General features: G+C 59.2%; 9 protein-coding genes. 3 read left to right on the top strand and 6 right to left on the bottom strand.

What is annotated here, in order from left to right; all coding sequences use genetic code 11:
- Positions 1-36 precede the first annotated feature (36 nt).
- Entirely contained in the window at positions 37-1020 is a 984-nt protein-coding gene (locus tag IE099_RS10905) for a glycosyltransferase family 9 protein (RefSeq protein WP_194598385.1), read from the top strand.
- 64 nt (positions 1021-1084) lie between these two features.
- Here the strand turns inward: IE099_RS10905 and rsmD are convergent, their stop codons facing one another.
- The 5 genes from rsmD to IE099_RS10880 form a co-directional block, all read right to left on the bottom strand.
- On the bottom strand, positions 1085-1639 hold the full coding sequence (gene rsmD, locus IE099_RS10900; protein ID WP_189569958.1) for a 16S rRNA (guanine(966)-N(2))-methyltransferase RsmD: 555 nt from the start codon (positions 1637-1639) through the stop codon (positions 1085-1087).
- Positions 1636-3165, bottom strand: coding sequence for a hypothetical protein (locus IE099_RS21000; RefSeq protein WP_189569957.1), 1530 nt, complete (start codon positions 3163-3165; stop codon positions 1636-1638). Before IE099_RS21000 ends, rsmD begins: the two co-directional genes overlap by 4 nt.
- Before the next feature lie 23 nt (positions 3166-3188).
- Positions 3189-3899, bottom strand: coding sequence for a hypothetical protein (locus tag IE099_RS10890; protein WP_189569956.1), 711 nt, complete (start codon positions 3897-3899; stop codon positions 3189-3191).
- Between the two features lie 68 nt (positions 3900-3967).
- The gene (locus IE099_RS10885; RefSeq protein WP_189569955.1) at positions 3968-4975 is read right to left on the bottom strand and encodes a CAP domain-containing protein; all 1008 of its coding nucleotides are present in this window, start codon (positions 4973-4975) and stop codon (positions 3968-3970) included.
- A 124-nt stretch (positions 4976-5099) separates the two neighbouring features.
- Positions 5100-5492, bottom strand: coding sequence for a hypothetical protein (locus tag IE099_RS10880; protein WP_189569954.1), 393 nt, complete (start codon positions 5490-5492; stop codon positions 5100-5102).
- Positions 5493-5928: 436 nt separating this feature from the next.
- Here IE099_RS10880 and IE099_RS10875 point away from each other — a divergent pair, with 436 nt between their 5' ends.
- A complete protein-coding gene (locus tag IE099_RS10875; protein WP_189569953.1) occupies positions 5929-7944 on the top strand; it encodes a glycoside hydrolase family 97 protein in 2016 nt (671 codons plus the stop codon).
- Here IE099_RS10875 and IE099_RS10870 read toward each other — a convergent pair.
- On the bottom strand, positions 7941-8603 hold the full coding sequence (locus IE099_RS10870) for a C40 family peptidase (RefSeq protein ID WP_189569952.1): 663 nt from the start codon (positions 8601-8603) through the stop codon (positions 7941-7943). The genes IE099_RS10875 and IE099_RS10870 overlap by 4 nt on opposite strands.
- 464 nt (positions 8604-9067) lie before the next feature.
- Here IE099_RS10870 and uvrA point away from each other — a divergent pair, with 464 nt between their 5' ends.
- Positions 9068-14512: an excinuclease ABC subunit UvrA gene (uvrA, locus tag IE099_RS10865; protein WP_189569995.1), complete on the top strand. Its 5445-nt coding sequence runs from the start codon at positions 9068-9070 to the stop codon at positions 14510-14512.
- The last annotated feature ends 1 nt before the right edge of the window (position 14513 follow it).

Below are 14513 nucleotides of genomic sequence, written 5' to 3'. Positions count from 1 at the left end.
GCTCTTTCACCAAGGGTCTAACCAGTGCCTGAACGCGTGAAAATCAATGGACCGTCCCTAGCTCTGGTTGCCCCCGTGGATATCACCGAGGCCTGTCTGGCGACGCCCGCCTTCCGGGCTATCCGGCGCGCTCGCCCTGATCTGACGCCGGTCGTCCTTTGTCCGAAATCGGCGGTTTCCTTTTGGTCCGTGCACTTTCAGCAAGTCCTGTCCTACGACGATTCCGCCTCGCCGCAAAAGCTGGCAGAGCGTTTCGCGGGAGGCACCTATCATTCAGCGCTGATTCTCGAGGACTCGCGGGCCGCGCGGGCCCTCTCCCGACTTGGCGTGCCCCAACGGATTGGTTTCGCCGTGCCGGGTTTGGACAAGCTTCTCACCGACCCGATCACGATCACCATGGACCACGGTCCCCTCCCCCACCGGGTGACCCGCTACTTGAAATTGGCCGAGGAACTGGAGTGTGATCCCCATCAGGCCGAGAACTTTGCGCCTCCCCCTCTTCCCCGACGACCTTCCACCCCGCGTATCGCACTCGCTCCGGACTCGGACTTGGGACCAGCCGCCGAATGGCCGACGGCATCTTTTCTAGAGCTCACCCAATCCCTAACGGAAAGCCTGAAACCCGAGTTCTACCTCCTATCCTTGCCAGGAAAAAGTCCCGCCGCTGATCTCCTGGCCAAATCATTGGGGAGCGAACAAGACAAAGAGCCTAAACGAAATTCATCCGCTGGAGACCTTGGTTTGGACAACCTGCTGGAACTCCTGCCCACCTTCTCCACCGTGGTGGGCTCGAACGGAAGTTTGGTCAACCTCGCCGCCCATTTGGGAGTGCCGACCGTGACCCTGATGGGACCACACAGCCCCCGGACACACCGTCCGTTGGGAAAAATCCACGAAGTTCTCACCACCTACGCAGAGTGCTCGCCTTGCCACCTCGCAAAGTGCCCTCTCGACCACCGCTGCCTCAATGAACTGTCGGTGGAGACTGTAACCGAGGCGGTGAAACGCGTCCTCGCCTAACCTCGCCTAGTCGTTTCGGAACAGCACTGGACGAGCGCCGTTGCGGAGGATCGTTGCAGGATGCTTAAGCAGGCTGTTGATACTCGAAATAAAGGATCGAAGTCTTACCGTAATCCTTACGCTTCACGAGGTTAAGATAGGGCAAGTCCTCGGGAGTCGCCCGCTCGGACTCCACCTCCAAAACCAGAATCCCTTCGTGAGCCAAGGGTAAAGGCTCGCTGAGAAGAGAGCCCGCCAAGTCCGCGGAGCCATTGCGGAAATAAGGAGGGTCGGCAAAAATGAGGTCGTAGGGCTGCGGGTCACGAAACTTTTCCAGAAAACGAAAGACATCGCTTTCCACGATTCTCCCCTCCGGAAACTTGGTGTGGGCAAGATTATCGCGAAGGCAACGCAGCGCCTGGGCATCCATTTCCACGAAGGTGCAGCTCTTCGAACCACGCGATAGAGCCTCCAACCCCAGCGCTCCCGTTCCGGCAAAAAGGTCCAGAACTTTGGCCTCGGGAACGACGTGCCGTAGGACATTGAAGATAGCTTCCCGCACTCGATCTGAGGTGGGTCGGGTGACGTTTGCGGGCTCTTTCAATCGGGTTCCGCGATGGGTTCCGGCTATGATTCTCATGGTGTTTCGATTTCTTCTGGGGCTCGGGCGGGAAGTTCTTCAGCGACCTCGCGCGCGGTGAAGTTCTGTAGATGCTGCACGATGGTCGGCAATGGAATGAATTCTCCCTTGCGACCGGTATTGACCGCCACATTGGGCGCAAAGCCTTCAAAGTGAAGGTCCCGATACAAGCGGTCGGGAGTTTCCAACGGTTGAAACCAGCGGCGGGTCCATCCCCCGCTGACGAAGCTGCCAATCGCAACGCGGGTGAGGCGATCCGCGAGCTCGGGATCGGCAACAATCCGCATCACCGCTAAAACATATCCTCCCAGATGGAACTGCCCATTGCCCATGAGCGAGAGGCGCTCCGATCGCAAGGATAGGTCAGGAGCTATGAGGGTCATCCGGCGCAAGCCCATCCGGGCGTGTGCGGTATCAAAGACGAGATGCTGCCCGCGCAACTCGGAGTAAACCTCCACCTCCCGCGCGCCTAGATTGCAGTCCGCGATCCAGCTATCCGGGTTGGTCAATCGACCGGAGGCCGAAAGGGTGGCCGCCACCTCTGGACACCGGAGGTGGAACTGGGAATTCTGGTGGAGAAGGTAATCCGGTATCGCCTGTGAGGACAGTGAAGCATTGAACCGGAAGTCCTTCTTTCCCCCACGGGGGGCAAAGGCCCCACCCACTCGCACGGTGAAGGGAAGGCCTTTACCTCCCGGATCGACATACGAAGGCAAGGTCAGCGCCAAATCTTGGTTCGCCAGCTTCCAGACAGGTCTTTTCCATTCGATAGGCAAGGTGTGCGCACCGGCGACAGACTGCCCTGCCAGAGCCACCTCTTTCCAAGCGATTGAGCCATTCGTTGCCGGACCCGCCAGAGGCAAATCGAGGTTCAATCCCTTGACCTCGAGAGACTGCCCGATCTTCAGAGAATAAAAACGCACCTTGGCATCGCGCACCCGCAACCAGAAACGCTTTTCATCGGGTTCCCGCAACGGGGGTTTGGGAGGCGGGACCGGTTTTGGCTTCTGGGTCGGAGAAGGCTTGGGCCGGGGCTTGGTGGGCTTGGGCTTTCCAGTCTGCTCCGGCGGCTTCGGCTGTTCGACCGGCGCTGGTTGCACCGGCGGGGCCGGGGTGGTGGGCTGCACCACGAAGAGAAGTTCGACCGGCACGTTGAGCTCGGGGCCCACCAGATTGGCTTCGCGAAAGAGCTTTTTCCCTCGGAGGAGATCCTTCCAATAAGGCTTCAACCTCGCTTCCTTCAGAGCCAGCAGGGGCGGGAGAGGCTGGGCTTGAGCATCCGGGGGCAACTTCAAATGCCCGGCCAAATTCTTGACCGTCACCCCATTCCACGGCGACCAACTGGCCCCGGAAACCTGCCAACGAATTCCGCTGCGGCGCTCGAGGTTGCTCTGGAGAAATTTTCGCCCCGGCGGTGTGGCGAGGAAAATGTTGGAAGCGGCGAAGAGAAGCACGATGAGGAGAAGCCCGGCGAGGATCCCTCGAACGAGCCACCGGAGGAGCGGCTGCGACTTCTCTCTACTCACAAAGTTCTTACTCGGATCCGCTGCTAGTCCCGCTTGATGGCAAAGCGAATCACCATGCTTTTATCGAAAAGACGGGTTCCCGCACTCGAAACCTCCTGCAAGCGATAGACCAGCAGGCCGTAGCTGCCATCGGCCAACTTGCCAATGGCGAGATTCTCTTTGGTGATGCCGAAGCCATCGTTGAGCTCCATCTTCCATTCCTTGCCAGTCCACTCACCGAGAATGCTGCGCTTGTCGGCCTTGATGTCCTCGATGCGCTTCATCACGCCACTGGTGGTGGTGTAGGTGTCGGACTTGGGATCGTAGAACATGGTGGTGATGTCGGAGCCGGCTCCGGTCACCCGAATACGCCAGCGATCATCAGAGGCGGGCTCCAAGCGCACGATCAGCTCACCTTGGGGAAGGGGCTCCATTTTTCGCTGATCCCAGAGCTTCAGATACTCTTCATACTCGGCCTTGGTGAGGCCCAGCTTTTCATTGTATGGCAGCGGGATACCGGGTTTGGCGTTCTTCGAGTATTCCGCGAACCACTCGGGGTCCTTTTTGCGGACCTCATCCACCTTGTCGATATAGGTCTGAATTTCGTCAGGCGGAATCACCGCGACAACCTCGCCCTTCACGGCCACATTGGGCTGCAGATAATCCGCGAAGACGGCCGGAGCTTTCTCTTGAGCGACCAATGGGGAGGCCAATGGCAGAACGCAGAGACAAAGGGCGGAAAAAGCAGTTTTCATAGTCATGGTGAATCAGGGAGGGGGAAGCTTCGTCCGCTGAGAAGGAATCTCAAGCCTTTAGAGTCGATTTAACCGCCAAACATTTGGGTCCAGTGACGGTTGAACTGACCCAAGCCCACTCGACGGTAGCCGGGCGAGAACATGTTCTTGTGGTGACCGGGGGAGAAAAACCAGCCCTTGTTCGCGGCTTCGGGCTGGGGCGAGCCCATGTAGATGTTTTCCCCCCCGCCGGTAGTTCCTGCCGCGCGCGCCCGGTCGGAGGGTGTCTTCTTGCCGGGAACTGGTGAGTCGTGGGCGAAGAATCCTTTCTCCGCCATATCCTGGGAATGGCCACGCGCGGCATCGCAGAGCTTGGGATCGATTTCGAGGGCGTTCTGTTCGATGAGCAAACGCATCTCATTCAACTCGCGGATACCACGACGCTCAGCCTCGGGGAGGTCGGCCTTGGCAGCGATTTTGTCATTGTCTTCGATGATTCTCAAACCCTTGCGATCGAGGTCCTGATACTTGGCTACGATGGCTTGTTCGGCGGCCTTCAGCGTTCCGGGGGTGTCATCAGCCCCCACCGAGACCGCGTATTCCTGCAGAAGATCGCGGAATTCAGCAAGGCCATGCACCAGACGATGCTTTTCCTTCAATTCATCCGGCGCTTCGGGGAGGAGGTCCTTGGACTCGGGCATCAGGATGGCGCGCAACTCCTTCATCGCCGGCATGGAGACTTCCTTCAATTTCGCCTTCATCGGCCCCTCCCCCAGTTGGCGGACAGCATGGAAGTTCTTCCGCAGTTCGCGCACCCGCTTCATATTCTCCGTGCGGGCCGGTCCCTTGAAGCGGGAGCTCACGAAGTTGGAATAGCTTTGCAAGTAGTCTTTCTCCAAGCCCAGCCACGCTTTCTCGAAAGTGGCGGAGAGGCTCTTCAAATCCGCGATGGAGAGATCTTCCAAAGTCTCCTCTACTTCTCCAAAAGACTCCCCCTGCTCAATACAACGTTGCACCGAGAGGATCACCTCGTCCGTGGAATTGGCCCGAAGCGAAACCAGAGAAACGAGAAACAGTAACAGGGTGGCACGTATCATATACCTTATGAACGGAACTCAAGGGACCTTCTTTGCCAAAAACTCTTGGGTAAAAAGAAAAGGGACTCCACGCGGAGTCCCTTTCGAAGTTCATTCGGCCACTTCACTTCCGGCCCACGGACCTCTATCGGCCGCGATGGTAGCGACCACGATCATGGGATGCACGGCTGTTGCTCCGGCCATGGCTCCCGTGGTTGCGGTGATGGTGTCCGCGATGGGGAGCTACGTGCCGGGGAGGGGTCACGCAACGGCTGGAATAGCCATGACGAACAACAGGGGCCCGATGCGAACGACAGTTGCAATTGAAGGGGACCCGGACATAGCTGTAGATGGGTCGGCGATAGCAATCGTAGCCACGCACCACCCGCTTGGTGTAGATGGGGCATCCACAACTGGCACGTCCACTTACGTAACTACTACCTGACCCGAAGCTGATATGAACTCCTGCTTCGGCGGTGTTGGGAGTGGCGATGAATCCGACTATGGCGGCGGCGATTGTAGCGAGTAATTTCTTCATTGGATTGGTTCCTTTCTTATCGATTGGGGTTCGCTATCTAGGACCCGGGCTTCTGAAAAAGTATTCAGCCCGAAGCAGAAAAAAAATCTGGCCCACGCTTTCAAAACAATCCGGTGCATACAAAAATCCGGGCACCCCGCGGTGAAGTCACTCGCTCGCCTGAGGCCTCCTTGGGTGCTTTCACCGAACCAATTGCGGACTCGGATAGGTGTTTTTATAGGACGAAAGAGTAGTCGGGGGCAGGAATCTCCGCCGGAGAGGACGACGTGACGCTGCAGCAGTTCAGATTTTCTCGGGAACTGATTAAAGAGAATCAAGCGCTTACGCAAAGTCATGGGTTCCAAGCCACCCCTGACCCCTCAATGCGTTCCACCGGTGTGAACAACTCCTGAAATTTCGTCCAATAGCACCGGCACCGGCAGTTGATAGGTGCATTATGTCGTCTTTTCCCCATGTCAACGCCCGTTCACTTCGGACTCTTCCGGTTGTGCTATTCCTCGGATGCAACTGCGCCAATGCCGAAAGCCGGATCCAATCTCCGGACGGACGCCTATCCCTCACCTGGGAGCTCAAGGATCACGGTCTCACCTATCAAGTCGACCGCGATGACGAAACGTTCGTCAGCGAAAGCCAAACCGGATTGCGCTGGGGGCCGAAGACGGTGAAGTGGGATTCGCTTGATGCCAAGATTGAGACTGAGAAGGCTACTTGGGAGCCAGTTTGGGGCAAGAACAAGAGCATCCTCGACCATTATCAACAGGCCTCCGTCTCGCTTGGGTCGGAAAACCCCGCCGACCCGAAGCTCACGGTCATTTTCCGCGTTTACGACGAAGGCTTCGCCCTGCGCTATCAGATCGAGCAAGGCGATCACTCCTCCCCCCTCGTGATTTTGGAGGACCTCACCGAATTCAACTTTTCTCAAAGTGGCACCGCCTGGTCATACAATGGTGAGGCCCCGAACGTCGGACCGGAACCCCTCAATCAAATTGAGACCACCCGGCGACTGCCAATGACCATCCAATTTGACGAAGAGTCGTTTGCAACCATCGCGGAAGCGCACCTCGATGACTTCAGCTGGATGGACTTGAGACCACAGGAGGCGACCAACGGCTTCCAAGTGGGGATTGAGAAATCCAGCGTCAAGCTCCCCTTCGCCAGCCCGTGGCGAGCCATGCTCATCGCGGACACCGCAGGCGGCCTGGTCGATGCCAATCTGCTGGAAAATCTCAATCCGCCTTGCGCCATCGAAGATCCATCCTGGGTCAAGCCCGGCCTCACCTTCTGGGACTGGCGCACATGGGGATACGTCGCTCCAGACGGTTTCGAATACGGCTTGGACATGGCGTCCTGGAAGCGGTTCATCGATTTTGCCAGCGCGAAAGAGGTCCCCTACCTCCTGCTCGATGCCAACTGGTATGGCCCAGAGTTCGACCCAGAAATGGACCCCAAGGTCAGCCGCGATCATTTGCTCAAACAGCTGCCCTCCGGTGAGATTGTGCGTAGCCCCGCACCGCCAAACTGGGACGAGGCCATCGACGTCCCCGCCCTCATCAAATACGGCCAGGAACGAGGAGTCGGCATCTTTCTCTACATCAACGACAAAGCGCGAATCAACTACGACTTCGAGGAAACCCTCGCGACCTACCAAGCCTGGGGCGCGGCCGGCATCAAATATGGCTTCATGACCGGCACCAATCGCCAGGGCAAGGTCAACAAGACCAACGAGATCATCCGCCTTTGCGCCAAATACAAGCTGATGTGCAACTTCCACGACGGCCCCATCCCCCCCAATGGCGACTACCGGACTTGGCCCAACTGCACCACCCGCGAGTATTGCCACGCCCAAGCTGACGCCAAGCGCTCTTTCACGCCCTCTACCTTCAACACCTCCATCTTCGTGAACATGGTGGTCGGCCCCATCGACATGAACAATGGAATGTTCGCTCTCGAAGGAGCCGAGAAGGACCGGCCCCGCGTCTTCGAGGCCATTCCTTCCACCATCGTAGGCGAATGCGCCCGCATCCTCGCCACCTTCAGCGGTCAATCGATCGTGTTGGATGCACCGGAATCATTCGGCGCCCACCCCGAGCTCTTCTCCTTCTTGTCCGCACAAAAACAGCCTTGGCAAGACAGCACCACCATTGCGGGCGAGATTGGCAACTACATCGTGATGCGACGCACTGCGGCGGACGGCACCATTCTCCTGGCCGCCACCACCAATGAGGAGCCTCGCGAACTGGTTGTCCCTCTGGACTTTCTCGGTGCCCAGCCCATGGAAGCTCTCATCATTCAAGATGGAGAAGACGCCTCCTACTTGAAGAATCAGGAAAGCTATGAGACCGAGGTTCGCCCCGTTCGTTCTGGTGAAAGCCTGACCCTCAAGTTGGCGGCTGGCGGTGGAGCATGCGTCCTGTTCCGCTCCCCGTCCAAAGAACTCGGGAGCTCCCGCTAAAGCCCGCGGGGATGCCGGGGGACCAGTCCTTTGTAGCTCCGGCTCCTGGTCTTCCATCGCGGTCCGGTGCGGGTGGTGGAGCCACCGGTATCGAGCCGCAACCCGCCGATGATCATGAAGACATGGCCATCCCGCACCCAAACCGTGATCCACTCGCCCTCGCCTGATTCCCCATAGTTGAAGAATCCTCGCGAAGGCATCTGCCCCTTCATCAAGCCGGCCTCACGGAGCACATAGCTCACCGTGCCCGAACAATCGTAGCCATTGTCATTGAGGACGGCGTGCCCGCCACCCCACTTGTAAGGCATCTTTTGCAAGCGATTGCCGGCAGCCACCGCGCGATGGACCACGGGGGGAGCATCGGATGGCGCAATGGCCAATCCGTTCACGAGACGAACTTTTCCCCGCACACTGGGAGTGGAAACCGGAGGAGGGTTCAGATGAACCGGAGGATGATAGGTGGCCACTGGTTGGGGCCAAGTTGGTCGACTCTCCCGAATCGCGGCGACCCGGGTCTGCTCGCGACCAAAAGTCGGAAGTGGAACCCCAAGCAGGGTGGAACGCCCTGCCGTCGCGACCGACACCCGACTGGGATCTGGAGCTGGAACTCGATACTTTACTGGAATAAACGAGGCCGGCCGCGACTGAGCGTGGTTCATGGGGAAATTCTGGACAACTGAACTGGAATCCCACTTGCTGCTGACTTGGCAGCTACTCGAGAGAGTAGCTACCAAGGCAAGCAGAAGGAGGTTTTGGGGGCTTTTTTTACTGGGGAACATCGGAACACTTAATGACATAGACTGACAAACTTTCTTGTTGTTCAAACTTTTCGGAAAGAATTTCGCAAGACTAAACCATCCTCGTTCCTTCCTCCGCCATTCCACCAGGTTCGAACTCGCCCTTCCGGCCCGCGCTTCCGGACAAAATACATCTCCGTCCGTGACTGGGATCCCATCGTTCAAAAGACAAGCGGCGACCCTTTTCAAAAACCATTAGCCAAGGCCGACACCCTCGCTAGTCTTAGCGCGTGCCCGCAAAAAAGAGTGCCCGCAAAGCCCCCAAAAAGTCTTCTTCCACCCGCGCGAAGAAGACCGCCTCAAAAGCCTCCACGCGCCCGAACGCGATCCAAGTTCGCGGGGCCCGGCAGCACAATCTGAAGGGCTTCGATGTCGATATCCCCCTCGGCCAGCTCACCGTCGTGACGGGGCCTTCGGGCTCGGGAAAGTCCTCTCTCGCCTTCCACACCCTCTACGCCGAGGGCCAGCGGCGCTATGTGGAGACCTTTTCGCCCTACGTCCGGCAGTTCTTCGATCGCATGGACAAGCCGGCGGTGGATCGCATCGACCACATTCCGCCCGCCATCGCCATCGAGCAAAAAAACCAGATCCGCACCACCCGCTCCACCGTGGGCACCCTGACGGAGATCAACGATTACCTGAAGCTCCTCTACCCGCGTCTCGCGAAAGGCTACCACCCGCGCACCGGCGAAGAAATCTCGCCCGACACCCCCGCCAGCGCCGCCGCCTGGACCCTCGAGCACTTCGCCGACGAGCCCGTGCTCGTCACTTTCCCCGTCCCCATCCCGGCCGAAACCAATAGCGAAGATCTCTTCCCCTTCCTCAGCGCCCAAGGCTATCTGCGTCTCCTCCTCCCCGACGGCACGGCCCAACGAACCGACGAACCCAATCCCGATCTCGACCTGGCGTCCTTCCGGAAAGTCGACGTCATCCAAGACCGCGTCAAAGCCTCCTCGCGCAACAAATCGCGTCTCTTCGAAGCCCTCGAAGCCGCCCTGCGACTCGGCAAGGGCGAAGCCACTGTTCGATTGGCGACCCCCTCGGCTGACAATTCCGCAGGCAAGGTTTTCAGCACCAGCTGGGCCCCTTTGCAAAAGCCGACCTCGGCCCTCTTCACCTTCAACAATCCCCTCGGCGCTTGCCCCGAGTGCCGGGGATTCGGGCGCGTCATTGGCATCGATCTGCAAAAAGCGGTCCCCAACCCTTCCCTCTCCATCGCCGATGGTTGCGTGAAACCTTTCCAAGGCGAGCGCGGCGAAGAATGCCAGGCGGACCTCGAGCGGCTCGCGCCCGAAGTCGGCATCGAACTCGACGAACCCTTCCGCCACCTCACCCCGGACCAGCAGGACTGGCTGCTCTATGGCGAGGGCAACGGCAGCACCGACACCGAGACCCTTTGGCAAGAGGGCAAGTGGTATGGCGTGAAGGGCTTTTTCGACTGGATGGAAAGCAAGGCCTACAAGATGCACGTCCGCATCTTTCTCGCCCGCTACCGCAGCTATACCCAATGCGGAGCCTGCCGGGGTCGCCGCCTCCGTCCGGAAGCCCTCGCCTTCAAGATCGCCGACAAGACCCTCCCCGACCTCTGGCGTCTCTCCATCGAGGACCTCTCCACCTTTATGGAAAAAGTCCGGCAAGAGACCCCGCCGCTGGTTCTCGACAAAACTCTGGATCTCATCTTTTCGGAGATCACGACCCGGCTCGACTACCTCAAGCAAGTCGGCCTTTCCTACCTCACCCTCGACCGCCCGGCCCGCACCCTGAGCGGGGGAGAAATCGCCCGCGTCAACCTCACCACCTGCCTCGGCACCAGTCTTTCGCAAACTCTCTTCGTGCTCGACGAACCCACGGTGGGACTGCATCCACGCGACATCGAGGCCCTCATCGGGGTGATGGAAGATCTGCGCGACAAGGGCAATACCCTCCTGGTGGTGGAGCATGATGAGGCGGTGATGAAGTCCGCCGACAACCTCCTCGATATCGGGCCCCGCAGCGGTCAGCACGGCGGCCATCTGGTCTATCAGGGACCCGGCACGGGCAGCTCCAAGGAAAGCATCACCCTGCCCTATCTCAATGGGCAAAAGAGCATCCCCCTTCCCGAACAACGGAGAGCACCCAAAGACTTTCTCGAGCTCGCGGGCGTCAATCAGAACAATCTGCGCGATGTCAGCCTGAAGCTGCCCCTCGGGCGCTTCACTTGTTTGACCGGAGTCTCCGGCAGTGGCAAATCCACCCTCGCCCACGATGGTCTCTTTCTCAATCTGGCGCGCGAACTAGGTCAAGAGTCGGAGGAAGAACCCGCCCCCATCTCGCGGCTGGTCTTTCCCCAGGGCCGCATCGGATCGGTCCAGCTGGTGGACCAAACGCCCTTGGCCAAGACTCCCAAGTCCACTCCCGCGGTTTACCTCGGAGCCTTCGAAGCCGTGCGCCAACTCTTCACCCTCACTCCCGAAGCCAAAGCGGCCTCCCTCAAGCCCGGCTTCTTTTCCTTCAACTCGGGTGCGGGTCGCTGCGAGCGTTGCCTCGGCAATGGCTTTGAGAAAGTCGAGATGCAGTTCCTCTCCGACCTCTACCTCACTTGTCCGGAATGCGAAGGCAAGCGCTACAACCAGTCGGCCCTCGACTACAAATACTATGATTCTAGTATCTCCGACGTCCTCACCTTCACCATCGAAGAATTCGTGGAGTGGACCGCCCGCCTCCTCGCAAACGACGATGATTTGGCGAAGAAGGAAGTCACTCTTCTCACCAAGGCGGCCCACCTCCTGCAGCCCCTGATCGATGTCGGCCTGGGCTATCTGCGCCTCGGACAGCCGCTCAACACTCTTTCCGGAGGGGAATCCCAGCGGCTGAAACTTTGCCAGCTGTTAGGAACCTCCACCTTGGAATCCCAGCTCCTGATTCTCGACGAGCCCACCACCGGCCTTCACTTCATCGACATCGAACGCCTCGTCCTCATCTTCCAGCGACTGGTCGACAGCGGCCACACCCTGCTTGTCATCGAGCACAACCTCGATGTCATCAAGTGCGCGGATCACATCATCGACATGGGCCCGGGTGCCGGCACCCACGGCGGTCACATCGTGGCGGAGGGCACACCGGAGGAAGTCGCCAAGACCGGGACTCTCACCGGTGAGTTCCTCGCTCCTCTCTTAGGAAAAAAGAGAAAGACGAAGAGCGCCAAAACGCCTGCCGCGACTCCCCGCACCGAAAAGGCGAAGAACGTGATCTCGATCCACGGCGCGCGTCATCACAACCTGAAGAACATCACCCTCGAGATCCCACGCGACGAGATGGTGGTCGTCACCGGGCTTTCGGGATCGGGAAAATCCACCCTCGCTTTCGACCTCGTCTTTGCCGAAGGGCAGCGGCGCTTCCTCGACTCGATGTCGCCCTACGCGCGGCAGTTTGCCGAGCAGTTGGAAAAGCCCGATGTCGACAAGATCTCCGGACTACCCCCCACCGTCGCCATCGAGCAACGGGTCTCGCGCGGCGGCGGCAAGTCCACGGTGGCCACCATCACCGAGCTCTATCACTTTCTGCGCCTCCTCTTTGCCAAAGTCGGGGTTCAGCATTGTCCCGAGTCCGGCCTTCCCGTCATCTCGCAAACCGAGGACACCATCTTGCAGAAGCTCAAGGCAGAGGCAAAGAAGGGCCCCATCGTTCTCCTCGCCCCCCTCATCCGCGGTCGCAAGGGGTACCACACCGACGTCGCCGCCTGGGCCGCCAAGCAGGGGTACACGAGAGTTCTAGTAGATGGCCAATTCAAGGAAACCGAAGGCTTCCAGCGACTGGAGCGCTTTGTGGAGCACGACATCGACGCCGTGATCTTTGATTCCAAAGAAGACAAGGCAACCGCCGCCAACTTGGCAGCGAAGCTCTCGGAAGCTCTCAAGATTGGCAAAGGCACGTGTCGGCTGCTCACTTCGCAAAAGAAGATCGTCCCTCTGTCCACCGCCCGCGTTTCCCCCGCCACCGGCCGCTCCTTCGACGTGCCTGACCCCAGCCACTTCTCCTTCAACTCCCCGCGCGGATGGTGCAAGAGCTGTCGGGGCTACGGGCACATCACTACCAGCCGCAGTCGCTTCGATTCCTCCGCTTTCAACTCGGTCTCCGAAGCCGAGATCGACTACGACCGCAAGCTCGACAAAGCCGAGGAGACCGAGCTCATCATCTGCCCCGATTGCTACGGCACCCGTCTCAATGAGGATGCACGTCACGTCTACATCTCCGAGGAGATGCACCTCTCCTTGCCCGCACTTGCCAACCAATCGGTCTTGCAAGCCAAGGACACCATCGAGGCCCTGGAGTTCACTGGTCGCGACAAACTGATCGCCCGCGACATCTTGCCCGAGCTCACCCAGCGCCTCCACTTTCTCGCCGAGGTTGGGCTGGGCTATCTCTCTCTCGACCGTTCAGCCAATACCCTGTCGGGTGGTGAGGCCCAGCGAATCCGACTCGCTGCCCAGCTGGGCTCAAACTTGCGGGGCGTGCTCTACGTTCTCGACGAGCCCACCATCGGGCTGCATCCCCGCGACAACGTGAAGTTGTTAGACACCCTGCGCGCTCTCCAGCAAAAGGGCAACAGCCTCCTCATCGTCGAACACGATGAAGAAACCATGGACCGCGCGGACACCCAGATTCACCTCGGACCCGGCGCGGGACGACTGGGCGGAGCACTCATCGCGGCCACCGGTCACGAGCATCAGCCTTTCCTCAAACCACCGCGGCGCAGGATTCCTGCCAAGAACTCTTCCAAGGGTTGGCTCAAGTTGAAGGGCTGCACCCACAACAACCTCAAGAACATTGACGCGGCCATTCCCTTGGAACGGCTCACCGTTCTCACCGGAGTCTCGGGTTGCGGGAAGTCTTCCCTGATGCGCGGCACCATCAAGCCGGCCTTCGACTCTCTTTCCAAAAAGTCCGTCGAGAAGACCTGGAAGTCGATCAGCGGCTTTCAAAATCTCAAAGCCTGCTACGAGGTCGACCAAACCCCCATCGGAAAGACCTCGCGCTCCTGCCCCGCGACCTACGTCAAACTCTTCGACGAAATCCGCAAGCTCTTCGCCCTCCTGCCCGAGGCCCGCATGCGGGGCTTCGATGCCGGGCGCTTTTCCTTCAATAATAAAGAAGGCCAATGCCCGGACTGCAAAGGCAATGGACGCATCAAGCTGGAGATGGACTTCCTGCCCGCCACCTGGATTGACTGCGAAGCCTGCGAGGGCGACCGCTACAATCCCGCCACCCTGGAGGTCACCTACAATGGCCGCAACATCGGCGAGGTCCTGCACATGACCATCGCGGAAAGCGCGGAATTCTTTTCGGCGGTGCCCAAGCTCAGCAAAACCCTTTCCCTCCTCGCGGACACTGGACTGGGCTATCTGCAGCTCGGCCAACCCAGCCCCACCCTCAGTGGCGGAGAGGCCCAGCGCATCAAACTGGTCTCGCAACTGATCAAAGGGCGCTCCCCCAAAGCCGCGCTCTCGGGCATGAAGATCGCGAACCTCTATCTCATCGAAGAACCCAGCATCGGACTGCACGCCAGCGACGTGGCCAAGCTCATCGACGTTCTCCATCGCCTGGTCGAGGAAGGTCACACCGTCATCGTCATCGAGCACCACATGGACCTCGCGGCGCAAGCGGACTACATCATCGACATCGGCCCCGAAGCCGGATCTGATGGTGGAACGATCGTCGCCCAAGGCACTCCCGAACAAGTCGCTAACTCTAAAAAATCTCAGACCGCGCCTTTCCTGAAAAGCGCTCTGTGAA

It is taken from the genome of Roseibacillus persicicus, from assembly GCF_014651675.1.
Classification (GTDB): Bacteria; Verrucomicrobiota; Verrucomicrobiia; order Verrucomicrobiales; family Akkermansiaceae; genus Roseibacillus; species Roseibacillus persicicus.
The sequence above is the reverse complement of the archived record's forward strand: the minus strand, read 5'-3'. Positions and strand labels throughout refer to the sequence as shown.

Excerpts from the sequence above, each read along its gene's own strand:
- IE099_RS10870 (WP_189569952.1), bottom strand. The coding sequence starts at position 8,603 with ATGAACCACGCTCAGTCGCGGCCGGCCTCGTTTATTCCAGTAAAGTAT.
- IE099_RS10875 (WP_189569953.1), top strand. The coding sequence starts at position 5,929 with ATGTCGTCTTTTCCCCATGTCAACGCCCGTTCACTTCGGACTCTTCCG.
- IE099_RS10880 (WP_189569954.1), bottom strand. The coding sequence starts at position 5,492 with ATGAAGAAATTACTCGCTACAATCGCCGCCGCCATAGTCGGATTCATC.
- rsmD (WP_189569958.1), bottom strand. The coding sequence starts at position 1,639 with ATGAGAATCATAGCCGGAACCCATCGCGGAACCCGATTGAAAGAGCCC.
- IE099_RS10885 (WP_189569955.1), bottom strand. The coding sequence starts at position 4,975 with ATGATACGTGCCACCCTGTTACTGTTTCTCGTTTCTCTGGTTTCGCTT.
- IE099_RS10890 (WP_189569956.1), bottom strand. The coding sequence starts at position 3,899 with ATGAAAACTGCTTTTTCCGCCCTTTGTCTCTGCGTTCTGCCATTGGCC.